Origin of the sequence: Micromonospora sp. WMMC250, assembly GCF_027460215.1 — a bacterium.
GTDB classification, from domain to species: Bacteria; Actinomycetota; Actinomycetes; order Mycobacteriales; family Micromonosporaceae; genus Micromonospora; species Micromonospora taraxaci.
In genome coordinates, this window is the sequence record NZ_JAPZBJ010000002.1 from 941,678 (window position 1) to 964,729 (window position 23,052).

Consider the following 23,052-nt stretch of genomic DNA (forward strand, 5'->3'; position numbering starts at 1 on the left):
ACCTCCCGAACGGGGATGATCGACTCCGTTTCGGCGAAGTCGCGGTATCAAGCCCTCACGGATACCGCGACATCGGCGAAGTCGTGTGGATCATGCGCGGGCTGGGGTGGTCTGCCCCGGCGACGTGGGCGGTTTGGCGCCTGGGGTCAGGGTTTGACAGGTTGTTTGTTCCGTTTGGGTGGTATGGGTGTGTGGTCGGGGGCACGTGGCGGTCGGAATGATGGCCGGGTCGGGGTCGTTGCACACCCTGACGATCGCAGGACCACGGCCTGTCGGCGCGGTGGTCCGCCCCCGGGAATGACCCCCGGCCCCGGGTCGTTACACCTGGACCCCGGCCCGACCGGTTCCCCGCTTCACAGGGTGTCGCCCCCCGGGAATGACCCCGCCCCCCGGGTCGTTACACACGGACCCGGCGCCGCGAACCCTCTGCTCGCAGGCCGCCGATGATCCCCTCAAGACTTTTGTTGCAGCGCCGGACGAGGTGCTCTCACCCGCGCCCCCTGGGCGGGTGTCCTTACCCCCGAAGGAGCTTCCCCCATGAACACGATTATGCGTAAGAGTGTGCTGTCTGTTGCTGGTCTGGCGTTCGCCGGTGGTGTGTTCGCCGGTCCGGTCGCCGCCCACGCCGCCACTCCGACCGTGGACGCCAAGCCTGTTGCCGCCGCCGCGCAGGCTGCGCCGAAGCCGCAGGGCGAGCAGTCGCACATCACCCTCAACGGTGAGCAGACCGCGAACGTGAAGGCGATCATCGCCGCGACGAAGAAGGCCGGTCTGCCGGAGCGGGCCGCGGTGATCTCGATCGCGACGAGTCTGCAGGAGTCGAAGTTGGAGAACCTGGGTCACCTCGGTGACGCCAACGACCATGACTCGCTGGGTCTGTTCCAGCAGCGCCCGTCCAGTGGTTGGGGCACGCCGGAGCAGATCACCGACCCGGCCTACTCGACCACCGCGTTCCTGAAGGGCCTGAAGCAGGTCGACGGGTGGCAGGACATGCCCCTGACGGATGCCGCGCAGACCGTGCAGGTCTCCGCTTACCCGGACGCGTACGCCCAGTGGGAGCAGCAGGCCACCGACCTGGTCGCCCAGCACTGGAACAGCTGACCCCACCACGCACCGACCGCTGGCCGGCACCCCCAGAACGGGGTGCCGGCCAGCGGCGTATCCGCCGCCGGGCGCCACCGCACCGCCGCCACCGCACCGCCGCCACCGCACCGCCGCGCACCGCGCACCGCCGCGCACGGCACCGCCGCCGCCACAGCACCGCGCACCGCCACGGCACCGCCGCCACCACCGAGCACCGCCACCGCCACTCAGGCGCCGTGGCGGCACATGCACTCCGAGATCTTGGACAGTTGTCGTTCCGTCGCGTGAACGGAAACTGTCCAAGATCTCGCGGTCGGCGACGTGGTGGGGTGGCGCTGGTGGCGCGGAGTGATCCGATCGGCTGGCGGGTACGTACCTCAGGTCGGGGACCGGCGGAGGGACAGAGGCATGACCGCTGTGGGGTACGGCACGAACCGTGAACCGGAGGCGCCGCCGGAACCCGCCGGTGACGACGTACCGCTGCGGTGGTCCACAGGATCCCGCCTGCTTGCGGCTGCCGCGGCTTTCGTGCTGCTGCTGGGTGCGGCCGCGGTGGCGGTGGTCATCGCAGCCCCCGGGCGACTCGGCACGACCCACGCCGGTGGACCGGACGGCACCCGCCCGGACGGCACCCGCCCGGACGGCACCCGGCCCGACGGCGTTGGTCGCGCGGGGGGCGTCGCCGACCCGGACGCGGCTGATGGTCGACCCGGTGGGACGGCTACCGACGACCGGCTGCTCACGGCGCCACTGGCGGGTCGGCAGAAAGGCACCTTCGTGCTCGCGGACGGGGTGTCCTCGTTCGACCTGCGGGTGGCCGAACTGGGCAGCGACCTGTACCGGATCAGCAGCCCGGCGGACTCGTCAGTGGTGGGTCGACCGACCGTCTCGGGGGAGACCGTCCGACTCGAACTCGCGAAGTCCGGGGGGCGTGGCCCTCGGGCCGTCCGGGTTCTCCTCAACGAGCGGGTCGCCTGGCGTCTGCACCTCGTCGGCGGGGTGAGCCGTCAGGTCCTGGACCTGACCCGGAGCCGGTTGCTGGGCGTGGAACTCGTCGGCGGGTCGGCCCACACCGAGATCCTCCTGCCACCGGTCGCCGGGGACCGCACCGGCGGCGCGTCCGGTGCTGGCAGCCCGGACGGCGCCACCATCCTGACGGTACGACTCATCGGTGGAACCAGTCAGCTCGACATCCGGCTGGCAGGGGAGACGCCGGTGCGGGTTCGCGTGGGAGCGGGCGCCGGTTCAGTCACGCTGGGCCCCGACCGCTGGGATGGGGTGGGCGCGGGTGCTGTCCTCGGTACACCGGGTTGGGACCGTGTGACCGAACGGCTCTACGTGGACCTGGTCGCTGGAGCGAACCGGGTGACGGTGTCCGCCGGCGGCCGATAACCGAGCGGCCGTAGACCGCGGCCGGTCAACCGGGCGGCGGACGACAGCAGCCGGTAGACCCGAGCAGCCGACGACCACCGCGAGCCGGTCCAGCAGCCGGCACGGCCGAAGACCGCGGCCGGTGAGCCGAGCAGTCGCCGAACCGAAGCGCTGCGGCCGTGGGTGGGCGTGAGCGTACAGTCGGGCGGTGGAGCGTACCGAGTCGATGCTGGCGCAGACCCGACCACCTGGGGTGGCCGACGTTGATCCCGGCAGTGTGCTGTTGCCCGGCCACGACGTGCCGTTGGGGCGGTACACCACTGTGCGGCGGCTGTTGCCGCAGCGTCCCCGCCGCATGGTCGGCGCGTGGTGTTTCGTCGACCACTTCGGCCCGGACGATGTGGCGCAGCGGCCCGGCATGGAGGTGCCACCGCACCCGCACACCGGTTTGCAGACGGTGACCTGGCTCCTGGAAGGCGAGATCCTGCACCGGGACAGCCTCGGCAACGTGCAGCCGATCCGGCCCGGCCAGTTGAACGTGATGACCTCCGGGAACGGCATCGCCCACTCCGAGCGGTCGCCGGCCGTCCACCCACCGGTGATGCACGGCGTACAGCTGTGGGTGGCGTTGCCGGACTCGGCGCGCGCCGGCGCGGCGGACTTCGCCCACCACGCCGACCTGCCGCGCTGGCGCGACGGCGAGGTGGACGTCACGGTGCTGGTCGGCGAGTTCGGCGGGCAGCGGTCGCCGGCGGTGGTGCACACCCCGTTGGTGGGGGTGCAGCTGGAGCTGGGCGGTGAGGCGCCGACGACGTTGTCGTTGCGGCCCGAGTTCGAGTACGCCGTGCTGGCGATGTCCGGTTCGGCGGAGGCCGCCGGGGTGGGGTTCGAGCCGGGGGCGTTGCTCTACCTGGGTACGGGCCGCAGCGAGCTGACCGTGCGGGGAGGGTCGGGGGCCCGGTTGCTGTTGCTGGGCGGTACGCCGTTCGAGGAGCCGCTGGTGATGTGGTGGAACTTCGTCGGCCGGTCGCACGAGGAGATCGTCGCCGCCCGGGAGGACTGGATGGCGGGGGACGCGCGCTTCGGTGTGGTCGCCGATGATGCGGCGCCGCCGCTGCCGGCGCCCGCCCTGCCCACCACCCGCCTCAAGGCCCGCGACCGCACCGGCGGCCTGCACGGCTGACGGGCCTGCGCGGCGAACGGGCCGGCCGAGCTGTCGGGCCTACACAGCCGACGGGCCGGCCGAGCTGTCGGGCCTACACAGCCGACGGGCCGGCCGAGCTGTCGGGCCTACACAGCCGACGGGCCGGCCGAGCTGTCGGGCCTACACAGCCGACGGGCCGGCCGAGCTGTCGGGCCGGCGGAGCTGGGCTGACGGGACGGGCTGGGCTGACGGGTCGGCCGGGCGGACAGCCCAGTGACCGCACCCGCGTGCGCCCCGCGTGTGACAGTCGGTCGCGCGGGTAGTCGCCGGCATGCCGACCACTCTGATCACCCCGATGGCGGACCGGAAGCGCTTGGCGCGCCGGCTCGCCGGCACCGGGCGGGGCTTCGCCGAGCAGTACGGCTTTCGGGTGACCAACAACCCGGCGAGCCTGTTCCAGGTGCTCTATCTGGCGGTGCTGCTGGCCCGTCGGGGTGACTTCCGTCGGGCGTTGGACGGTGCCCGGGCGTTGCGCGACGAGGGCTGGGACAGCGCGGCAGGGTTGGCCCGTTCGTTGCACGAGGACCGCGTGCGGGTCTTGCGTGCCAGCGGTCAGCGAGGCGATGTGGACGCCCTCTCGGCCGTGCTGGGCGACCTGGCTCGCACAGTGGTCGAGCGGTACCGGGGCGATCTGCGCCGGTTGCGGGCCTTGGCGCACCACGATCCGGCTCGGGAGCGGGAGCTCCTCGCCGAGCTTCCCGGTGTCGACGGGCAGGTCGTCGACCTGTTCCTCCGCGAGGCGCAGGCGCTGTGGCGGGAGGTGGCCCCGGTGGCCGACCGGCGTGCGTTGGCGGCGGCTCGTCGGCTCGGGCTGGGCAGGTCGGCGGACGATCTGGCCGGCCTGGCCAGCGGGGAGTCGGAGCAGCTCGCCTGGCTGGTGGGGGCGCTGGCGCGGGTCGACCTCGAGCACCGGTACGCGGAGGTGAGCGGCCGATCATGACGTGCCGTGGCCCACACTTCGCCAAATACTGACCGAACGGAGGATGTTCTGTCGTATGGTTGGACCCGGCAGTGCTGACCGCTCGGTTCGAGCGGCCATCCACCGCCTGGTGACGGCACCCGGTTCGGGTGCGGTTCACCGCCTGGGCAGGTTTGCGTGGCGCCCCAGGTCGCGGTTCGTGACCAGGGGGCGCCCGCCTGTCCCGGCGATCGTTCGCCCCTCGCCCCGTGTCGTCCCCGGGGCCGCCATGGCCGCTCAGCAGGCCGCACCGCCGCTCAGCAGGCCGCACCGCGGCAAACGATGCTGAACGCGAGGAACGCGACTCAGCGCGCCAGGCCCGCCAGCAGGTTCACTGTCACGGCGATGATGAACGCCCCGAACAGGTACGACACCATCGAGTGCCGCAGCACCGTACGACGCATCTCGTTGCTGGTCAGGTTGGTGTCGGACACCTGGAACGTCGCCCCGATGGTGAACGCGACGTACGCGAAGTCGGCGTAGCAGGGCGGCTCGGGCTGGTTGAAGTTCACCCCGCCGTCCGGGCCGGTGTAGTAGATCCGGGCGTACCGGGCGGCGAACACGGTGTGCACCACGAACCAGGAGAGCACCACGCTCAGCACGCCCAGCCCGCTGTGCACCTCGCGGGTCAGGCCGGGGGGCGCGCTCTGGGCGCTGGCCACGACCAACCCCACGGCCAGCAGGCTGGCCAGGCAGGCGACCAGCAGGAGCGCGTCGCGGACCGCCCGGTTCGGGTCCTCGTGCACGGCCAACTGGGCGGTCCGTTCGGCGTCCATCGGCCAGAGTTTGAGCCACACCAGCACGAGCCAGCTCAGGGCGCCCACATCCCACCCGGCGAGCGCGGCGAGGGCCGGTGGCAGCAGCAGCGCGAAGAGGCCGCCGGCGACGACGCCGACCACCGCCACCACGGCGAGCTGCCGTGCGGCGGGGAAACGCACCTCCACGGGCCGGGACGGGCTGGTGTGGGTCACCGGTGACGAGTCCGGGTCCGGGCGGTCGACGTCACCGCGGGGTCAGATGCCGCGCAGGTGCTGCGAGACCCGGTTGTGCTTCTTGTCCCGGGCCTGCTCGGCCCGCTGGGCGGAGCCCACCTCGGGTGCCGCCTCGATGCCGGCCGACCGGGCGACCTCGGTGCCGTTGGCGTAGTCCACCGGCGGCAGCGCGCGTAGCGCCTTCAGCACGTCCGGCGGGGCGCCCTCCCGCTCGGCCTCACGGACCACGTCGGCCTTCTCGGCCGGGTAGTCCAGGCTCGACAGGTACTGCAGGACCTCGGCGTAGCTCGCCATGGCAGGGGCTCCCTCGGGCATCGGTGTGGTGACGACCGGCGGCGGTTACCCGCCCGCCGGCCGGTCACGCCCGCCGGGCGGAGGAAACCCCGCCGTTTCCGCTGGGCCGCCGCGGGTAGTCGCAGACGCCCACGCGAGCCCAGAGGGAGTACGCGATGAACTACGACACCTTCATCGACCAGGTTTCCCAGCGCACCGCGACGTCGTCCGAGCGGGCGGTGGAGCTGACCCGGGCGGTGTTGGAGACGTTCGCCGAGCGGTTGACCGGCGGTGAGGTCCTGGACCTGGCCGTCCAACTGCCGCAGCCGTTGCAGCTGGTGCTCAAGCCGAGCCCGAGCACCGAGCAGGCCGACCGGTTCGGTGCGGCCGAGTTCGTCGCCCGGGTGGCGTTACGTGCCGGTGTGGAGGAATCCGCGGCCGCCGACGCCGTCCGGGCGGTCTTCGCCACCCTGCGCGAGGCGATCACCGGTGGGGAGTTCGACGACGTGGTGACCCAGTTGCCGCGTGACTACCGGGGTCTGGTCGAGCAGGCGCTGGCGCCGGGCGTGACGCTCCGTCGCGCCTGACGGTGCGGCCTTCCCGGCTGCACACAGCTGTTTACCAGGGCAACCATCGATGTCCCGCTTGGCGTGGCGATTCGGCCTGGCCTAACCTTGTCGTGCGAGGGGAGTACTTCCCACGAACCATTCCGGTCAGTACGGCGCGCCCGGCGCGCCTCGGGTGGTTGCCCATCACGGTGATGGGTGAAGGAGACCTCGAACATGACGGTGTTCGAGGAGACCCCAATGAGCGAAGTGTCGTACCTGTCCGCCGCCAGTGACCTGTCGTCGGTCGGCACGCCCACGCTGTGGGCGGTCACGTTCCTCGGCGTGGTCCTGCTACTGGTGCTGGACTTCCTGGTCACCCGACGCCCGCACGAGGTGTCCATGCGGGAGGCCATCGGCTGGTCGGCGTTCTACATCGCCCTGCCGCTGGCGTTCGGCGCCTGGATCTGGTCCCGCTACGGCTCCCAGCAGGGCGTGGAGTACCTCACCGGTTACCTGGTGGAGAAGTCGCTCTCGGTCGACAACCTCTTCGTCTTCATGCTGCTGCTGGCCGCGTTCGCGGTGCCGGCGGTGCTGGCCCAGCGGGTGCTGCTCTACGGCATCGCCGGCGCGTTGGTGCTGCGGGCCGTCTTCATCGCCCTCGGCGCGGCCGCGTTGCAGACCCTCGACTTCGCCTTCCTGCTCTTCGCGATCATCCTCATCGCCACGGCGGTGAAGCTGCTGCGTGACGCCATGTCCGGGCACCAGCAGGAAGTCGACATCAACAAGATGCGCTCGGTGAGGCTGCTGCGCAAGATCATGCCGGTGGTCGACGACTACCACGGCACCAGGATGACCGTCCGGCAGGGCGCGAAGCGGGCACTGACCCCCTTCGCCCTGGTGGTGGTCGCGGTGCTGGCCACCGACATCGTGTTCGCTGTCGACTCGGTGCCGGCGGTCTACGGCATCACCGAGGACCCGTACCTGGTGTTCGCCACCAACGCGTTCGCCCTGCTCGGCCTGCGGGCGCTCTACTTCGTCCTGCACGCGGCGCTGAGCCGGCTGGTGCACCTCAGCTACGGTCTGGCCATCATCCTGGCGTTCATCGGTCTCAAGCTGGGTCTGCACTGGGCGCACGGCATCTGGGACGGCGTGCCGCAGATCCCCACCCTGGCCTCGCTCGGCGTGATCATCGGTGTGCTGGTGGTGGTCACCGTGACCAGCCTGCGCGCCACCCGGGGCGGCGACCTCCCCGAGGACCGCAAGGTCGTCGCCGAGCGGCACTGACCGCGCCGCGCCGGGCGACGAGGGGGTACGCGGGAAAGCCTCCGCCCCCACCGGCGAGGGTGGTACGACTGTGCAATGGGAATCGTGTCACCGGGTTTTCAGGGTCGGCCCCGCACACAGGAGCCGGCCCTGCCGCCCGGTCAGTACCTGACCGAGGACTTTCCGGTGCTCTCGGCCGGCCCGACGCCCCGGGTCTCCCTGGACACGTGGGAGTTCGTCATCTCCGCTGAGAACGGCAGCGAACACCGCTGGTCGTGGCAGGAGCTGATGGCCCTGCCGCAGGAGACGCCGCACGTGGACATCCACTGCGTCACCCGCTGGTCGAAGCTCGGCACCAACTGGCAGGGCGTCTCCCTGGACACGCTGCTCGCCGACGTCGACACGGGCGCGCACTTCGCCCTCGCGCACTCCTACGGCGGCTACAGCACGAACCTGCCGCTGGACGACCTGCGCGGCGGCCGGGCGTGGGTGGCGCACACCTTCGAGGGCGCTCCGCTCGCCGCCGAGCACGGCGGCCCGGCGCGGTTGCTCGTGCCGCACCTGTACTTCTGGAAGTCCGCCAAGTGGGTGCGCGGGATCCGGCTCAAGACGATGGACGAGCCGGGGTTCTGGGAGACCGCCGGCTACCACGACTACGGTGACCCGTGGCGCGAACAGCGGTACCAGGGTGACTGAGCGCGCCGTGGCGACGAGCAGCCCGCCCCGGACGGCCAACCGCTGGCAGGTCGCTCGGCTGGTGGAGCGCCGGGTGGAGACCCGTACCGCGCAGACCCTGGTGCTGGAGGTGCCGGACTGGCCGGGTCACCTGCCCGGCCAGCACGTCGACCTGCGCCTCACCGCCCCGGACGGCTACCAGGCTGCCCGGTCGTACTCGATCGCCGGGCCGGTCGTGGACGGCCCGGGCGGCCCGCGCATCGAGGTGACCGTCCAGCGCGTGCCTGACGGCGAAGTGTCCCCGTACCTCATCGATGTCTTCGGCGACGGCGACCCGGTGGAGGTCCGCGGACCGCTCGGTGGGTGGTTCATCTGGCGGCCGGAGGAGACCGCGCCGGTGCAGCTCGTTGCCGGCGGCTCCGGCATCGTGCCGCTGATGGCGATGATCCGGGCCCGCCGCGCCGCCGGCAACAAGGCGGCGTTCCGGCTGATCTACTCGGTGCGCACCCCCGGCGACGTGATCTACGCCGACGAGCTGCGCCGCCGGGTCCGCGACGACTTCGGCCTGGACGTCGCGTACGTCTACACCCGCGAGGCGCCCGAGGGTTGGCGCGGCGAGCCGCATCGCATCGGGCTGGCCGACGTCAACACCCACGGTTGGCCGCCGGACCTGCAACCGCTCACCTACGTGTGCGGCCCGACCGCGTTCGTGGAGACCGTCGCCGACCTGATGGTGGGGCTCGGGCATCCGTCGCGGCGGGTCAAGACCGAACGCTTCGGCCCCACCGGCTGACTCACGCCCTGTGGAGGAGATCCCATGACCGAGATGTCATACGTGGACGGCAACATGCTCGACGGCCCGATGCGCGAGTTGTTGACGGTGGACCTGAGCAGCGCGGTGGGTCGCTGTGAGAACTGCGGGATGACCGGCTCGATGGCCAGCCTGCACGTCTACTCGCACGCCCCGGGGCTGGTCGCGCGCTGCCCGTCCTGCGAAGCGGTGATGATGCGACTGGTGCGTGGGCCGGACCGGGCGTGGCTGGACATGCGCGGCACGACCTTCCTCCAGGTCCCCATGCCGATGCAGCAGCCGGTCTCCGGCCCGCTCTGACGAGTCGGGTGTTGCCCGGCTGAGCCACGATGGCCGGATGAACGGTGGTCGGTGGGCTTCGGCGCCACCCGCAGTCCGACGGGTGGTGGCGGCCGCCGCGCTGGTCTTCGTGTACGGGGGCGTGGTGCACGTGGTCCAACTACTCATGCCCCGGTTCGGGCCGCAGCTCGCCCTGCCCGGTTGGTTGGCGTTCTACTTCGCGTCCTTGACGCTGTGGGACCCGGTGGCGGCGCTGCTGTTGGCCGCTCGGCGGGTGGAAGGGCTGGCGCTGGGCTGCACGGTGCTGGTGACGGACGCGGCAGCGAACTGGTACGCCAACTACGTGCTCGACCCGGCGCCCGGTGTCACCCCGGGCCGCATCGGGCAGGCCGTGATCAGCGTGCTTGCCGTGGGTCTCGTCGCGCTCACCCCGTGGTTGACGCCGTGGTTCACGGCGCGGCCGTGCGCGGGTGGTCAAGCCGCCGAGGGACACGTTCCTCAGCGGCGGAGGAGGTCGTAGGCCCGGGCGAGGTCGTCGGCCCAGGCCGAGTCGTGGTCCCGTTCGAACGCGCGGTGCAGGCGGTCGCGTACCGCTTCGCGGCGTAACCAGTCGCCCAGGAGGTTCGGCTTCGCCTTCACGACGTCGAGCCTGCTGACCATCTCGGCGAGGTGACGGTCTGCCGACGCGGTGGGCGTGGCGTCCCAGACGTCGAGGAATCGTTCGGCGCGCTCGCCGGCCGCGCGGGCCGCGTCGAGGAACGTCGCCGCGTCCTCGAAGGCCCCCAGTCGCGCCGGGTGGTGGGCGAGGAGCGAACGCCACACCGCGTCGAGGTACGCGTCGATGGCCGCCTGCTCGTCCTGCGGCCAGGTGCGCCACTCCTCGCGCGGGAGCTTGCCCAGGATGATGCCGGGAAACAGGTCCTCGGACACGACCAGCGACTCGAGGAACACCGGGAGCAGGCTCTTCACGTCGTCGCGGCTGCCGACGGTGTTGCCGAGGCTGATGGTCAGTGAGAACAGGTCGTGCTCGTCGACCAGCACGTCGCCCCTGCAGTGCGGGCAGCCGTCGAGCACCGCCCGGCGCGGGTATCTGGCGAAGACGTCCCGAACGCCTGCCAGGGCAACAGTGAGATCGTCGTCCATCGGTTGATCGTCGCATCGACTGTCGACGACGGGCTCGCTGATTACTCGGGTGACCCGACCTGTCCTCGGCTTCCTCCGAGGGCATCCCCCCGGTCGGTTGGACAACGGCCGCCCCGGTCGGTCAGAGTGATCGGCCGTGAGATACCTGCGTACCGGCGGTCCCGCCGCGATCCGCCGGCCCCGGCCCGCCGACGTCGACGAGTTCGTCGCCGCCGTGCGGCGCAGCCGGGACCTGCACCACCCGTGGTTGGCCGCGCCGGGCACCCCCGAGGAGTACGACCTCTACCTTCGCCGGATCCGCCGCCGCGACAGCGCGGGCTACCTGATCTGTGACCGGGCCAGTGGTGCGATCGCCGGCTACGTGAACATCAGCGGCATCGTGCTGGGCGCGCTGCGGGGCGGCTACCTGGGGTACGCGGCTTTCCTGCCGTACAGCGGGACCGGCCACGCCTCGGCGGGCGTCTCCCTGGTGATCGACCACGCGTTCACCACTGTCGGGTTGCACCGCCTGGAGGCGAACATCCAGCCGGGCAACGAGCCGTCCCGGCGGGTGGCCCGCAAGCTCGGTTTCCGGCTGGAGGGTTTCTCCCCGGACTACCTGTTCATCGACGGCGCCTGGCGCGATCACGAACGGTGGGCGATCACCGCGCAACCCGCCGCCTGACTGCCGCCTGCCCCACCCGCCGAGCCACGGCGGCGCGGCCTGGACGTTTGTCGCGGGCTTCGACGGGAAACGGCCCGCAATGACGAAACCTCGTGTGGTGATCGTGGGGGCCGGGTTCGCCGGTTACCACGCGGCGAAGACGTTGAGCCGGATCGCCCGGGACCGGGCCGAGATCGTGGTGCTGAACTCCACCGACTACTTCCTCTATTTGCCGTTGCTGCCCGAGGTGGCCGCCGGGGTGGTCGAGCCCAGACGGATCGCGGTGCCGTTGACCGGGACGCTCAAGAACGTCCGGGTGGTGATCGGCGAGGCGGACCACGTCGACCTTCAGAACCGCTGGGTCGGCTTCACCCAGGCGGAGGGGGACAAGAACCGGCTGGCGTACGACCGGTTGGTGCTCGCCGTGGGCAGTGTCAACAAGTTGCTGCCCATCCCCGGCGTGACCGAGTACGCGCACGGCTTCCGTGGCCTGCCCGAGGCCGTCTACCTGCACGACCACATCGTCCGGCAGATCGAGTTGGCCGAGCAGGCCGAGGACCCGGCCGAGCAGCAGGCGCGGGCCACGTTCGTGGTGGTCGGGGCGGGTTACACCGGCACCGAAGTCGCCGCGCACGGGCAGTTGTTCACCGACGCGTTGCACGCCCAGCGGCCCCGGCTCACCGTCCGCCCGCGCTGGATGCTGCTCGACGTCGCGTCCCGGGTGCTGCCGGAGCTGGACAAGCGGATGTCGGACACCTCGCACCGGGTGCTCAACCGGCGGGGTGTGGACGTCCGGATGGGCACGTCGGTGGCCGAGGCGACCTGCGACGGGGTGAAGCTCACCGACGGCGAGTACGTGCCGACCTGCACCCTCGTGTGGTGTGTGGGGGTGCGACCCGACCCGTTCGTCAACGAGCTGGGGTTGCGCACCGACCGGGGCCGGTTGGTGACCGACGAGTACCTCAACGTGCCCGGCTACCCGGAGGTGTACGCCATCGGTGACGCCGCGGCGGTGCCCGACCTGCTCAACCCGGGGAAGGTGTGCGGGATGACCGCGCAGCACGCGCAGCGGCAGGGCAAGCGCGCGGCGCACAACATCGCCGCGTCGTACGGTTTCGGCCGGCGCAAGCCGTACAAGCATCACGACCTGGGCTGGGTGGTCGACCTGGGCGGCAAGGACGCGGCGGCGAACCCGTTGCACGTCAACCTGGGTGGGCTGCCGGCGAAGGTGGTCACCCGGGCGTACCACCTGATGGCGATGCCGGGAAACCGGACACGGGTGAGCGCGGACTGGGCCCTGGACGCCGCGTTGACCCGGTCGGCGGTGCAACTGGGCCTGGTGCCGGCCAACGCGGTGCCGTTGGAGAGCACCTCACCGGAGGTCGCCAGCCGGGCCCGCTGACCGGGCACCGTCCGGCGGGGCGGGGTCGGGCCGGGGTCGACGCGGCCCGTACTCCCGCAGCAGGGTCTGGACGATGCCGGCGGCGGGGATGGCCAGCAGCGCGCCGAGCAGGCCGGCCAGTTCCGCCGCGAGCAGCACGCTGACCAGCACGGTCAGCGGGTTGAGCCGCACCGCCCGGGACAGGATGAACGGTTGCAGCAGGTGGTTCTCCACCTGCTGGTAGACCACGAAGAAGACCAGCACCACCACCCCGGCGGTGGGGGAGTGCAGGAACCCTGCCCCGGCCGCGATCACCGCGCCGAGCGTCGCGCCGACCAGCGGTATCAGGTCGGCCACCGCCACCAGCAGGGCGATCACGGCCGCGAACGGCACCCCGGTGAGGACCAGCACCAGGTAGGTCAGCAACCCGCAGATCACGCTGATGAGCAGGTTGCCGGTGAGGTAGCCGGTGACGGTCCGCGACACCTCCCGGCCGACCCGGCGCAGTCGTTCGCCCCGACCGTCCCCGGCCGCCGCGAGCAGACCGCGGGTGATCCGCGGGGCCTCCAAGACCATGAGGTACGCCAGCACGATGACCGTGACCAGCCCGGCGACCGTCTCGACCACGCCCCGCAGCACGCCCACAGCGGGTTGGCGCAGCCGGGTTCCGAGGTCGCGCAGTTGGTCGGAGTGTTCGTCGACGTAGCGTCGCGCCCCGCTGCGTTCCAGCAGGCGCCCCAGCGGTCCCTGGCCGGCGCGGGCCTCGTGCAAGAGTCCGGGGGCCCGGTCGGCGAACCGGCCCACCTCGTCGAACAGTGGCACCAGGATGAGCGCGGCCAGGATCGCCAGCAGCACGAACGCGACGAGGAACACCAGCAGCGTGGCCACCGACCGGCGCCGGACGAGGCGGTGTTGCAGCCGGTCGACGAGCGGTTTGAGCGCCACGGCGAAGAACGCGGCGACCACGGCCCAGGTCAGCACCCGGCGGGTCGCGTACACGAACGCCAGCGCGAACGCGCTCGCCAGCACCAGACCGATCACGATCAGGGTCCGGCGGGCGGTCGCCCGATCGTCGGCGTTGCTCATCCGCCGCGCCTTCCCCACGCGGGCCGTCGGAAACCCGGCATTGCGGACGCAGTGCTGATCAGTGGCCGAAGGTGTCGTCAGCGTCGGTGACGGGACGGGCGCCGGCCACGAACGTGTCGAGCGCGGCGGCGTGCAGCAGCCCACCGGGCACCGGGTCGCGCAGGGCCGCCACCGCCAGCCGGCCGACCGGCAGGCCGCCGGGGCGTGACGTAGCCGCCAGCACCAGGTTGCCGTACCGCCGGCCGCGCAGCATCCGCCGGTCACCGACGACGCACACGTCGGCGAAGACCGCCCGCACCGTCGCGACCTGCGCCCGGGTGGCGACCAGCGGCGGCAGGTCCGTCACGTTGAGCAGGTACGTCCCGTCCGGGCGGAGAACACGGGCCACCTCGGCGGCGAACTCGACGGTGCGGACGTGCCGGGGCATCTGGGCGGCCCGGTAGATGTCGGCCACCACCACGTCGTACCGGCCGTCCGGGGTGGCGGCGAGGGCGTCCCGGGCATCGGCGACCTCCACCCGCACCTCGGGCGGCAGCGGCGGCAACTCACGGGCGACCAGCTCGACCACCGCCGGGTCCCGTTCGACGACACGCTGCGGGGAGCCGGGCCGGGTGGCGGCCAGCCAGCGGGGCAGCGTCAACGCGCCGCCGCCCAGGTGCAGCACGTGCAACGGGGCGCCGGCCGGGGCGGCCACCCGCACCGCCGAGGCGATCCGTCGCACGTAGTCGAAGTGCAGGTGTCGGGGGTCCTCGACGTCCACGTACGACTGTTCGACGCCGGCGGACAGCAGTGTCCGCCCGGTCCGCCGGACCGGGTCGACGACCAGTTCCAGCCGGTCGGCTCGGTTCATGACCGGCACGCTAGCCGAGGCGGCGGTCCGGACCGGCGGTGGCCCGGCACGGCCGACGGGCCGGCGCAGCGGGGTGTCCCCCCGCCCGCCGGCCCGCCCGGGTCACGGTGGCCGGTCAGCCGCCGGCCATCCCGGCCCCCACCTCGTCGATCGCGTCATCGATCTGGTGGGCGAGGTCCACGTCGAGCGCGGTCACGCCGCTGGCCTGACTGGTGCGTACGGTCAGCACCGCGGCGGTGTCGCCGGGACGCCCGATGCTCGGGCCGCGGCCGGTGTCCTGCCGCAGCCGGTCGAGGCGGGCCAGCACCCGGTCCAGGTTGTCCGGCGGCAGCGCGACGACCCGGTAGAAGCCCTCACTGTCGCCGGACCAGTAGGGCAGGTCGTCCAACGCCGCGTCGATCTCGTCGGCGTCCAGGGTAGGTGTGGTGGTGGACGCGCCGACCAGACCGCCGCCGGCCTCCGTCGGATTGAGCAGGTCGCGCAACCCGTCGGGTACGTGCAACGACTCGACCAGGTCGCCGTCCTGCTCGGCGAGCGCGGCCATCGTCGCCTCCGCCTGGTATCGGGCCTGCTCCGGGGTGTTGCCGCTGATCCGACCCACCTCGGCCAGGAAGCCGGGCAGATCCTGGTGCCGTTCGATGCCGTCGACGGGCAGCACGTCGTGCAGCGACGCCGGCACCGCCGCGAGCAGCCGCTGCCGCTCGGCGGTCTCCAGGGCGAAGGCGAGGACCAGAACCGTCGCCTCGGTGCCCACCTTGGCGGTCTTGAAGTCGACCCCGGCCCGACGTCGGACCTCGTCGACCAGGTCGTGGTAGCCCATGGTGCTCACGCCGGCCGCGCCGCTCGGCGGGGACGGCTGCGGCCGCGGATTGTCGGCGCTGCCGAGTTGCGGCGGGGCCGGGCCGCCACGCGTACTGTCCGGTTTGTGAGGTCCGGCCGGCGGTGGGCCGGCTCGCTTGCCCGCCTCGAGGCTCGTGAGTTGCTTGGAGGCGCTCAGGCTGGCGCCGATCTCGCTGGGCTGGCGACTCTGTTCGCGAGCCTGCCGGGCCAACGCCCGACGCCTCTGGTTGTCGCCTTCCATCTGCTTGCGCATCGTGGCACCCCTTCCGCTGGGGATCGTGGCTGCGCCAGTCGCCTTCCCGCCGTCGAAGAGAAGGAAACGGGGACTGCCGGCCGGGTCGGCGGGGTCTTCGTCGACGCTTCATCCGGCGGGGGTGAGGGGTGCTCACCCGCACGGCCCGCACGATCACCTCAGGACCAACGTTCTTCCGAGGTACGCGGAAGGAAGGTCGTCATGAAGCAGATCGTCGAGATCGTCCCCGCCCGACCCGGCTGGTACGCGCGCTGGCAGGTCACGCCCGAGGCCACCAGGTGTTACCCGGTGAGCCTGTGGGCGCTGCTGGAGGAGGCCGACGGGACCGGCCGGGAGGTGGTGGGCATGGACTGCATCGGTCAGTGGCCCGGCGCGGACGACAACGAGGCGGGTGGGCAGTTCGTCCGCTATCTGTACCAGACGCCCGATTCGGGAGAGCCCGAGGACGTCGAACCGCCCCCGACCGGCGAGCTGCGTGAGAGCGGCCCCCGACTCCAGCCGATGACGGCACCCTAGACATTCCTCCGGCCCCCGACCCCAGGTCCCAGGGTCGGGGGCCACCCCGGCCTTCCGGGGCGGCCGACGATCAGCCGGTGGCGCGGAGGTCGCCGTGGTCGACGGCCAGCAACTCGGCCAGGCCGGTGCGGTCCAGCATTCGTTGCAACTGCGGGCTGACCCCGGTCAGCTGCATCACCCGAGCGTTGCGCTGCACCACCAGCAGCGCGCTGAGCCCGGAGGAGTCGCAGATGCTGACGCCGCTCAGGTCGATCAGCACCTCGTCACCGTGCAGGTCGGCCGCCGCGGCGGTCAACGCGGGGGCGGTGTCGAAGTCGAGGTCGCCGGTCAGCCGAAGTCGGACGTGCCCGGCGTCGAGCCGGGTTGCCTCGATGGTCAACAGCTGGTCGGACATCCCGCCATTTTCCCAGCCGGGCGGCGAAACGCAAAGCGAGCGCGACCGTTCGCCCCGAATACGCCGAGGTGCCACTATCCGCCGACCGGCGTAGGGTGGCCTGAAGGGTTTCGACAATGCGCCGGTCTCCGGCGCGGGCACGGGCGGACGACAAGGAGTGAGGCTCAGCTGGTGACTGCTTCCGACGTCAGGGACGTAGACCCGGGCGACGGACGGCTTCCCACGCCGAGTACGACACGGTCCCCGGCGTGGTCGGCCGGCCTGCTGCCCCGGTCCGCCGCTGCGCTGCCGCCGCTCGCCGCGGACCGCGACCTCGCCGCCGCCGACTGGTTCGAGGTCGTCGAGCATTTCCGCGAGGGTCTCATCGTCTGCGACGCCGACGGCGTCGTGCGGCACGTCAGCCCGGTGGCGGAACGCCTGTTACCCGAGGTCAGGTCCGGCGAGACGCTCGACGCCGCCGGTGTGCCCGAGATGGCCGAGGGCGACTTCACCCATCGCGGGCGCCGGCTCAGCGCCCGCCAGGTGCCCCTCTCCGGAGCCCGCTGCTGCTGGTACGTCGAGGACGTCACCGACCGCGTCAGCGGCGCCGACGCGTTACTCGCCGAACGGGCGCGTTCGACGTTCCTGGCCGTCGTCGGCGACAAGCTCGGCAATCCGCTGCACCCCGACCGGGCCGCCGCGGCGGTCGTCCGTCTCGCCGTACCGACCCTGGCCGAGGTGGCCGTGCTGGTGCTCGCCCCCCGTGGCGGTCGGGCCCGCTGGTGGCGGGCCTCGCGCACCGACGACGAGGCCCCGACGGTGGACAGCGGGACGCTGGCCGGCGGTGACCTGCCGGCCGCCATCGCCGACGGGCTGACCGGGGTCGAGCCGCACGCGGTGGACTGGCTGGTCGAGCAGGCGGTCGACGCCGGTTGGCTGCCCGCCCTCGCCGGCACCGAGAGCGCCGCCCGGGTCGTTCCGTTGCCCGGCCGGGACGCTCCGGTCGGTGTGCTGCTGGTGGCCCGCCGTGCGACCCGCTGGTACGACGAGGCCGACGTGGACCTGATCCGCGCGTTCGCGGCCCGCGCCGGCGCGGCGTTGACCACCGCGCTGCTCTACCGCGACCAGGCGGAGGTCGCCGACACCCTCCAGGCCAGTCTGCTGCCGGTCGAGCCAGCCGAGGCCGCGGGCGTGCAGTGGGGCACCGCGTACCGGCCCGCGCAGGCGGGGCTGCGCATCGGCGGCGACTTCTACGGCTCGCACCGGCTCGCCGACGGCGGCTCGGTGTTCTTCCTCGGCGACGTGTCCGGCAAGGGCGTCGAGGCGGCCGTCTTCACCGGCCAGTTGCGGCAGTGCCTTCAGGCGTTGCACCGGCTGGAGTCGCACCCCGGGCGGTTGCTGCGGCTGCTCAACGACGCGTTGTTGGAGACCACCCAGGCGCACGGCCAGGGCCGCTTCGCCACGATCGTGCTCGGCGTGGCCCGCCCGCAACGCGACGGAGGTCTCACCCTCACCATGGCCGGCGGCGGGCACCTGCCGCCGCTGGTGCTGCGGACCTCCGGCGAGGTGGAGTCGGTGCCGCTGCGCGGCATGCTGATCGGGGTGGTGCCCGACCCGCGCGTCGGTGAGGTGACCGTACGACTGGCGCCGGGGGAGACCTGCCTGCTCTACAGCGACGGCGTGACCGAGGCCCGTGGCGGCCGACGCGGCGACGAGCAGTTCGGCACGGAACGGCTCGTCGCCGCCGTGACCGGCTGTCAACGGATGCCCGCGCCGGCCCTCGCCGAGCGGGTGGAGCAGGTCACCTGCGACTGGTTGGGGCACGGCGACCACGACGACATCGCGGTGCTGGCGCTGCGGGCGACCGCCCTGGGCGGGCGTGGGTCGCGGCACCTGCACTCGGTGCCCGAGCTGATCGACATCGCCCAGCAGGGGGAGACCGACGCGTGACCGCCGCCACGACGGCCGCCGACCCGGCCGGTGCCTTCGCCGGCTACCTGGACTGCCTCGCCGACGCCGACGAGTACGGCGCGATCGACCTGGCGATCGGCCTGCTCGACGCCGGCGTACCGGCCGAGCGGGTGCTGCTGGACCTGGTCGCGCCCGCCCAGGCCGAGGTGGGTGAGCGGTGGGCGCGCAACGAGTGGAGCGTCGCGCAGGAGCACGCCGCCACGCACATCAGCGAGCAGGTGGTGGCGGCGGTGGTCGCGCACGTCAACCCCCGCCCGACCGGCGGACGGGTGGTGGTGGCCTGCATGGACGGCGAGTGGCACGCGCTGCCGCCCCGGCTGGTGGCCGAGGTGCTGCGGTTGCGCGGTTGGCAGGTGACCTTCCTGGGTGCCAGCGTGCCGGCGGCACACCTCGTGTCGTACCTGCACCGCTACGACGCGCACGCTGTCGCGTTGGCGTGCGCGCTGCCGATGCGACTGCCGTACGCCCACCGGATGATCGAGGCCTGCCGCCGCTCAGACGTACCCGTGGTGGTCGGTGGGCGTGGGTTCGGCACGGACGGCCGGTGGGCGCGTCGCCTCGGCGTGGCCTGGGCGCCGGACGCCCCCGCGGCGGCCGACCTCATCTCCGACGAGGGGGCGCTGCGCGCGGTGCCCCCGGCGCGGTTGGCGCACCTGGCCGACGACGAGTACGCGAGCCTGGTGCGGCGTCGGGGTGAGCTGATCGACGGCGCGTTGGCCGACCTGCTGGAGCGGGTGCCGGCGGCGCGCTCCTACAGCGCCACCCAGCTCGACTCGACAGTGAGCGACCTGGGTCACATCGTGGACTTCCTGGCCGCGGCGGTCTACGTCGACGACTCCTCGTTGTTCACCGAGTTCGTCCAGTGGCTGGTGGAGATCCTGGTCAGTCGTGGGGTGCCCGTGGAGGCGGTGGCCCTGCCCTTCGACCACTTCGGTGTCGCGTTGCGTGACTTCCCCCGAGCGGCGCGTGTGCTGGCCCTCGGGCGCGCCGCGCTGCCCGTCGCCAACCGCTGACGAGGCCCTCGACGGCCGCTCCGGGTCGATCACCACGCCCTCCGGCGGACGAGTCAGCTCTGCGTATACTTGCCGCACTGCAAACGTCCCACCATGGGTGGAGCAAGGGGGAGCACGGTGACGTTCAGTGTCAGCCGCGTCGAGCGCGACGGCGGGGGCGCCGCCCGTTTGCGGCTCACCGGCGAGCTGGACCTGAGCACGGCCCCCCAGTTGACCACAGCGATCGAGGAGCTCGCCGCCGCCGGCGAGACGCGGCTGCTGCTCGACCTCACCGACCTCACGTTCTGCGACTCCACCGGCATGGCGGTCTTCGTCCGGGGCGACAACCAGGCCGCCGCCGACGGAGGGTGGCTCCGGCTCACCGGCGCCAACGGGCGGGTCGAGCGGGTGCTGCGGGTGACCGGGCTCGCCGACGTGTTGCGCCACGACCCGGAGTCGCTCGACCCGGCGTCGCAGGCCGCCTCGTGATGGGCTAGATTTCCCCGCCAACGCGGTGACCGTCAGGTCCCGTCCCGCCGACCCGAAGCAGGTAGTGATGGGCGCAGACAGCCCGCAGCCGGTACGCATCCTCGTGGTCGACGACGACCCGGGTGACGTGCTCATGATCGAGGAGGCGTTGGCGGATTCCGACGTCGACAAGGTCATCGACGTGGTCAGCGACGGCGAGGAGGCGATGGAGTTCCTCCGCGCCGAGGGCCGGCACCAGGAGGCCCGCCGGCCGGACGTGATCCTGCTCGACCTCAACATGCCGCGGATGGACGGTCGGCAGGTGCTCGGCGCGGTCAAGCAGGACGAGGACCTGCGGACCATCCCGATCGTCGTGCTGACCACCTCCAACGCCGACACCGACATCGTGGGCAGTTACACGTTGCAGGCCAACGCGTACGTCACCAAGCCGATCGACCTGGACGACTTCAACGACGTGGTGCGCCGCATCGACGAGTTCTTCGGCCGGGTGGTCGTGCTGCCCAAGCGCGTCTGACGCGCGACTCCCGCGCACGCATGCTGAACATTTTTCCCGAACCCCCTCGGCCGTCGTGGTCTGGGCCGAGGATCCAGGTGGGGAAGTAACAGCAGCTGCCTGGGGGGCGACAGTATGAGGTTCTCCGTCGTTGAGACCGGTTACGACCAGCGGCAGGTGGATTCCTGCCTGGACGAGCTGGGCATCCGGTTGGCCCGGCTCGCCGCGCGGGCCCAGGGCGCGGCCGGGGCGGGCCGTGAGTGGGACGAGATCCGCGAGGAGGCCGCCTGGCTCGGCGGGCTGCTCCGACGGCTCGACCTGGGCGACACCACCGGCCGGCGGCACGCCGGTGACGCGACGCGGCGCGAGGCCGCCGACCTCCTGGCCCGCGCCCGCGTCGAGCTGGACGAGGCCCGCGAGGAGGCCCGGCAGGTACGGGAGCAGGCGTACGCGGAGGCGGTGCAGGCCCGCCGCGACTTCGAGGCGGCGCTGTACCTCCGCCGGCGGCGTGAGGCCCGGGTCGACGAGATCCTGGGCCAGCTCACCGTCGACCAGGTGCCCGCCGACACGCCGACCGCGGCTGCGGGCGTACCCGGGAGTCGGGTGGGAGTCGGCGGGCTGGACACGAGCGCGGAACCGCCCTCCGGTCGCCGCTGACCCGGGCCGGCCGCGACGTGGGTGGCCGGCTCAGGCGGTGAGCGCCGACGCGACGATCGTCGCCCGCTCCTCGTGCTGGGCGTACGCGTCGGGGTAGGCGGAGATCTGCACCGACTGGGCGGCGTACGTGACGCTCATGTCCTGCCAGCCGGGGACCTCGTTGAGGGCCGTGTAGAAGGCCCGCGCGGCGTACGAGGGGCGCATCAACTCGGCCACCGTGCCCCAGCCGCTGCTCGGGCGCTGCTGGAACAGCCCGACCGAGTCGTGGTCGGACCCGCTGCCCTGGTTGGGGTAGGTGGCCGACTCCGGCAGGACGTCGCTGGCCAGGTTGTAGAGGTTGCTCTCCTGCATGGCGGTGGACAGTGCCACCACCAGGGCGCGGCGGGGCATCTTCATGTCCAGGCCGACGTCAACGATGATCTTCGCGTTGTCCATCTGCGCCTGGTCGAGGCCGGCGACCGGTCGGGGCCGGCGCGGCTTGACCGGCTTCTTGGGCGCCTTGCGCGCGACGGTGGGGCTGGGCGTGGGCTTCGCCGTCGGGCTGGGCAGGATCCGCGCGGGGGCGAGGTCGCGGTCCAGCGATCGGGAGGCGCGCTCGTCGGCGATCGCCGCACGGTCGGCCACCGCCTCGGCGAGTGGCTCCACGGCGCGGGAGGTGTCGTCGCTGCTGCCTCGGGCGGTGGCTACCGCGACGAGGCTGAGACAGCAGGTCACACCGGTGGCCAGCGCCACCCGGACCGGGGTCGAGCCCAGCAGGCTGCGACGGGGCGGCTCGGAGGCGCGGTGACGGCCGATCGTCCGTTCGGTTGATACGGCGTCGTCCGACGGGGTAGTCGGGCGCGCGTCGGTCAGCTTCTGGTCGGAGGGGTCGTCGGGATGCACCTGACGAGGCTAAAGACCCAATTGCTCGATATCGTCCGCCGGTACGGTGGCATGCGCCACACTTTGCCCCGATCGGGGGGACGTGATGGCGCAAAACGTCAGCGGAGCGGAGCAACCCCGCACACCAGGCGAGACGGTCATTTCCGATTCGGGGCGTGATTGCGGTCGCCGCGCCCGCCGCTTGAGCCGCCAATCTCGTCCTGTGTGACGGTCCGTCGAACGGTCAGGCGCGGTTCCCCCGAACGGCCGATCGGCCGGCCCGCCGGGCCGTGTCTCCTGATCGCGCCCTGCGCCCTCCGGGCCGGGCCGGGCGTTCCGGCGGCCCGAATCCGCTTGATCCACTCCGGTTCCCCGAAGTGGGGGTGTCCGAGCCGCCCGGATACCCCGACTTCGCCGATGTGGAGTGGATCATGACGTGCGCACGGCGGGCCGCGGCGAGTGTGGGGCGGCGGGGCGTGTGTGGGGTGCGCGGCGCGTGTGGGGCGCGCGACCAGTGCGGGGCGCGCGGCGATCAGTGCGGGGCGCGGCGAGGTGGAGCCGGCGGGCCGTCGGGTCAGTGTCGGCCGTTCTCGGCGGGCGTGACGGTCAGCCGGTGACGGCTGGCGTCGCTGCTGGAGAACGGCCACAGCCGGTCGGCGTACTCGACCAGGTCGGCCAGTTGCTCCCGAGTCAGGCCCGCCGAGCTGATCTGCGCGTGTACGTCGGCCCGGTACCGGCCGTCGTCGTCGCGCCCCAGCTTCGCCTCCGCCCGCACCTGGACGGTGTGCGCCTCGTCGGTGATCTCACCGGCCGCCTCCACCGCCGCGTGGTGCAGGCAGGAGGCGAAGGCGGCGGCCAGCAGCTGCTCTGGTCTCAGGCCCGTGCAGTGCGCCGCCAGCGGCGAGGCCAGCGCGGTGGAGAGCCCGCCGTCGTCGGTACGTACGTGACCGCCCTCGGCGGTCGCTGCGGCCTCACGCAGCCAGGAACTCTGATCCGGCATCGCGTTTCTCCCGTCGCTCACCGCCGGGCTACCCGGCCGCAGCGCCA

27 protein-coding genes are annotated in these 23,052 nt (G+C 72.4%); 18 read left to right on the forward strand and 9 right to left on the reverse strand.

What is annotated here, in order from left to right; translation table 11 throughout:
- The first annotated feature begins 537 nt into the window (after positions 1–537).
- The 4 genes from O3438_RS03725 to O3438_RS03740 all read left to right on the forward strand — a co-directional run bounded on the left by O3438_RS03725 (position 538) and on the right by O3438_RS03740 (position 4,598).
- Positions 538–1,101: a hypothetical protein gene (locus O3438_RS03725; RefSeq protein ID WP_269678588.1), complete on the forward strand. Its 564-nt coding sequence runs from the start codon at positions 538–540 to the stop codon at positions 1,099–1,101.
- Positions 1,102–1,491: 390 nt separating this feature from the next.
- A complete protein-coding gene (locus O3438_RS03730) occupies positions 1,492–2,475 on the forward strand; it encodes a hypothetical protein (protein ID WP_269678589.1) in 984 nt (327 codons plus the stop codon).
- A gap of 187 nt (positions 2,476–2,662) precedes the next feature.
- On the forward strand, positions 2,663–3,637 hold the full coding sequence (locus O3438_RS03735; RefSeq protein WP_269678590.1) for a pirin family protein: 975 nt from the start codon (positions 2,663–2,665) through the stop codon (positions 3,635–3,637).
- A gap of 292 nt (positions 3,638–3,929) precedes the next feature.
- Positions 3,930–4,598: a hypothetical protein gene (locus O3438_RS03740; protein ID WP_269678591.1), complete on the forward strand. Its 669-nt coding sequence runs from the start codon at positions 3,930–3,932 to the stop codon at positions 4,596–4,598.
- 323 nt (positions 4,599–4,921) lie between these two features.
- Here O3438_RS03740 and O3438_RS03745 read toward each other — a convergent pair whose 3' ends face one another.
- Together O3438_RS03745 and O3438_RS03750 are read right to left on the reverse strand one after the other, a co-directional pair.
- Positions 4,922–5,587 (reverse strand): DUF1345 domain-containing protein, encoded by a 666-nt coding sequence (locus O3438_RS03745; RefSeq protein ID WP_269678592.1) that lies wholly within the window; start codon positions 5,585–5,587, stop codon positions 4,922–4,924.
- A 42-nt stretch (positions 5,588–5,629) separates the two neighbouring features.
- Positions 5,630–5,902 carry a DUF2795 domain-containing protein gene (locus tag O3438_RS03750; protein ID WP_269678593.1) on the reverse strand — a complete coding sequence of 91 codons (273 nt, stop codon included), beginning with the start codon at positions 5,900–5,902 and terminating at the stop codon, positions 5,630–5,632.
- A 155-nt stretch (positions 5,903–6,057) separates the two neighbouring features.
- Between O3438_RS03750 and O3438_RS03755 the strand changes: the two genes are divergently transcribed.
- From O3438_RS03755 to O3438_RS03780, 6 genes are all read left to right on the forward strand, one after another.
- Entirely contained in the window at positions 6,058–6,468 is a 411-nt protein-coding gene (locus O3438_RS03755; protein ID WP_269678594.1) for a DUF2267 domain-containing protein, read from the forward strand.
- Between the two features lie 219 nt (positions 6,469–6,687).
- Positions 6,688–7,713, forward strand: coding sequence for a TerC/Alx family metal homeostasis membrane protein (locus tag O3438_RS03760; RefSeq protein WP_269678595.1), 1,026 nt, complete (start codon positions 6,688–6,690; stop codon positions 7,711–7,713).
- Positions 7,714–7,788: 75 nt separating this feature from the next.
- Complete coding sequence (locus O3438_RS03765; RefSeq protein ID WP_269678596.1) at positions 7,789–8,388, forward strand: sulfite oxidase-like oxidoreductase; 600 nt, start codon at positions 7,789–7,791, stop codon at positions 8,386–8,388.
- A gap of 7 nt (positions 8,389–8,395) precedes the next feature.
- Entirely contained in the window at positions 8,396–9,160 is a 765-nt protein-coding gene (locus O3438_RS03770) for a ferredoxin reductase (protein ID WP_269683555.1), read from the forward strand.
- A gap of 24 nt (positions 9,161–9,184) precedes the next feature.
- Positions 9,185–9,478 carry a DUF6510 family protein gene (locus O3438_RS03775; protein ID WP_269678597.1) on the forward strand — a complete coding sequence of 98 codons (294 nt, stop codon included), beginning with the start codon at positions 9,185–9,187 and terminating at the stop codon, positions 9,476–9,478.
- Positions 9,479–9,515: 37 nt separating this feature from the next.
- Entirely contained in the window at positions 9,516–9,977 is a 462-nt protein-coding gene (locus O3438_RS03780) for a hypothetical protein (protein ID WP_269678598.1), read from the forward strand.
- Here the strand turns inward: O3438_RS03780 and O3438_RS03785 are convergent.
- Positions 9,956–10,600, reverse strand: coding sequence for a hypothetical protein (locus O3438_RS03785; RefSeq protein ID WP_269678599.1), 645 nt, complete (start codon positions 10,598–10,600; stop codon positions 9,956–9,958). The two genes, O3438_RS03780 and O3438_RS03785, sit on opposite strands and share 22 nt — an antisense overlap.
- Before the next feature lie 136 nt (positions 10,601–10,736).
- Here O3438_RS03785 and O3438_RS03790 point away from each other — a divergent pair, with 136 nt between their 5' ends.
- Positions 10,737–11,264, forward strand: coding sequence for a GNAT family N-acetyltransferase (locus tag O3438_RS03790; protein WP_269678600.1), 528 nt, complete (start codon positions 10,737–10,739; stop codon positions 11,262–11,264).
- 79 nt (positions 11,265–11,343) lie between these two features.
- The gene (locus O3438_RS03795; RefSeq protein ID WP_269678601.1) at positions 11,344–12,645 is read left to right on the forward strand and encodes an NAD(P)/FAD-dependent oxidoreductase; all 1,302 of its coding nucleotides are present in this window, start codon (positions 11,344–11,346) and stop codon (positions 12,643–12,645) included.
- Here O3438_RS03795 and O3438_RS03800 read toward each other — a convergent pair.
- From O3438_RS03800 to O3438_RS03810, 3 genes are all read right to left on the reverse strand, one after another.
- The gene (locus O3438_RS03800; RefSeq protein WP_269678602.1) at positions 12,616–13,710 is read right to left on the reverse strand and encodes an AI-2E family transporter; all 1,095 of its coding nucleotides are present in this window, start codon (positions 13,708–13,710) and stop codon (positions 12,616–12,618) included. The genes O3438_RS03795 and O3438_RS03800 overlap by 30 nt on opposite strands.
- 58 nt (positions 13,711–13,768) lie before the next feature.
- Positions 13,769–14,560 (reverse strand): spermidine synthase, encoded by a 792-nt coding sequence (locus O3438_RS03805; RefSeq protein WP_269678603.1) that lies wholly within the window; start codon positions 14,558–14,560, stop codon positions 13,769–13,771.
- 115 nt (positions 14,561–14,675) lie between these two features.
- A complete protein-coding gene (locus O3438_RS03810) occupies positions 14,676–15,653 on the reverse strand; it encodes a DUF2267 domain-containing protein (protein ID WP_269678604.1) in 978 nt (325 codons plus the stop codon).
- A gap of 201 nt (positions 15,654–15,854) precedes the next feature.
- On the opposite strand from O3438_RS03810, the gene O3438_RS03815 reads away from it, so the two are divergent.
- Positions 15,855–16,169: a hypothetical protein gene (locus tag O3438_RS03815; protein WP_145782547.1), complete on the forward strand. Its 315-nt coding sequence runs from the start codon at positions 15,855–15,857 to the stop codon at positions 16,167–16,169.
- 70 nt (positions 16,170–16,239) lie between these two features.
- Here the strand turns inward: O3438_RS03815 and O3438_RS03820 are convergent, their stop codons facing one another.
- Positions 16,240–16,563, reverse strand: a complete 324-nt coding sequence (locus O3438_RS03820) for an STAS domain-containing protein (protein WP_269678605.1) — start codon at positions 16,561–16,563, stop codon at positions 16,240–16,242.
- A gap of 171 nt (positions 16,564–16,734) precedes the next feature.
- On the opposite strand from O3438_RS03820, the gene O3438_RS03825 reads away from it, so the two are divergent.
- The 5 genes from O3438_RS03825 to O3438_RS03845 all read left to right on the forward strand — a co-directional run bounded on the left by O3438_RS03825 (position 16,735) and on the right by O3438_RS03845 (position 21,144).
- On the forward strand, positions 16,735–18,492 hold the full coding sequence (locus tag O3438_RS03825; RefSeq protein WP_269678606.1) for a PP2C family protein-serine/threonine phosphatase: 1,758 nt from the start codon (positions 16,735–16,737) through the stop codon (positions 18,490–18,492).
- Positions 18,489–19,526, forward strand: a complete 1,038-nt coding sequence (locus O3438_RS03830) for a cobalamin B12-binding domain-containing protein (protein WP_269678607.1) — start codon at positions 18,489–18,491, stop codon at positions 19,524–19,526. Before O3438_RS03825 ends, O3438_RS03830 begins: the two co-directional genes overlap by 4 nt.
- Positions 19,527–19,643: 117 nt before the next feature.
- Entirely contained in the window at positions 19,644–19,994 is a 351-nt protein-coding gene (locus O3438_RS03835) for an STAS domain-containing protein (protein ID WP_269678608.1), read from the forward strand.
- Between the two features lie 67 nt (positions 19,995–20,061).
- Entirely contained in the window at positions 20,062–20,508 is a 447-nt protein-coding gene (locus O3438_RS03840; RefSeq protein WP_269678609.1) for a response regulator, read from the forward strand.
- Positions 20,509–20,622: 114 nt separating this feature from the next.
- Positions 20,623–21,144, forward strand: a complete 522-nt coding sequence (locus O3438_RS03845) for an ATPase (RefSeq protein ID WP_269678610.1) — start codon at positions 20,623–20,625, stop codon at positions 21,142–21,144.
- Positions 21,145–21,174: 30 nt separating this feature from the next.
- Here O3438_RS03845 and O3438_RS03850 read toward each other — a convergent pair whose 3' ends face one another.
- Both O3438_RS03850 and O3438_RS03855 read right to left on the reverse strand, forming a co-directional pair.
- Positions 21,175–22,026 carry a hypothetical protein gene (locus O3438_RS03850; protein WP_269678611.1) on the reverse strand — a complete coding sequence of 284 codons (852 nt, stop codon included), beginning with the start codon at positions 22,024–22,026 and terminating at the stop codon, positions 21,175–21,177.
- A gap of 553 nt (positions 22,027–22,579) precedes the next feature.
- Positions 22,580–23,005, reverse strand: a complete 426-nt coding sequence (locus O3438_RS03855; protein WP_269678612.1) for an OsmC family protein — start codon at positions 23,003–23,005, stop codon at positions 22,580–22,582.
- Positions 23,006–23,052 lie beyond the last annotated feature (47 nt).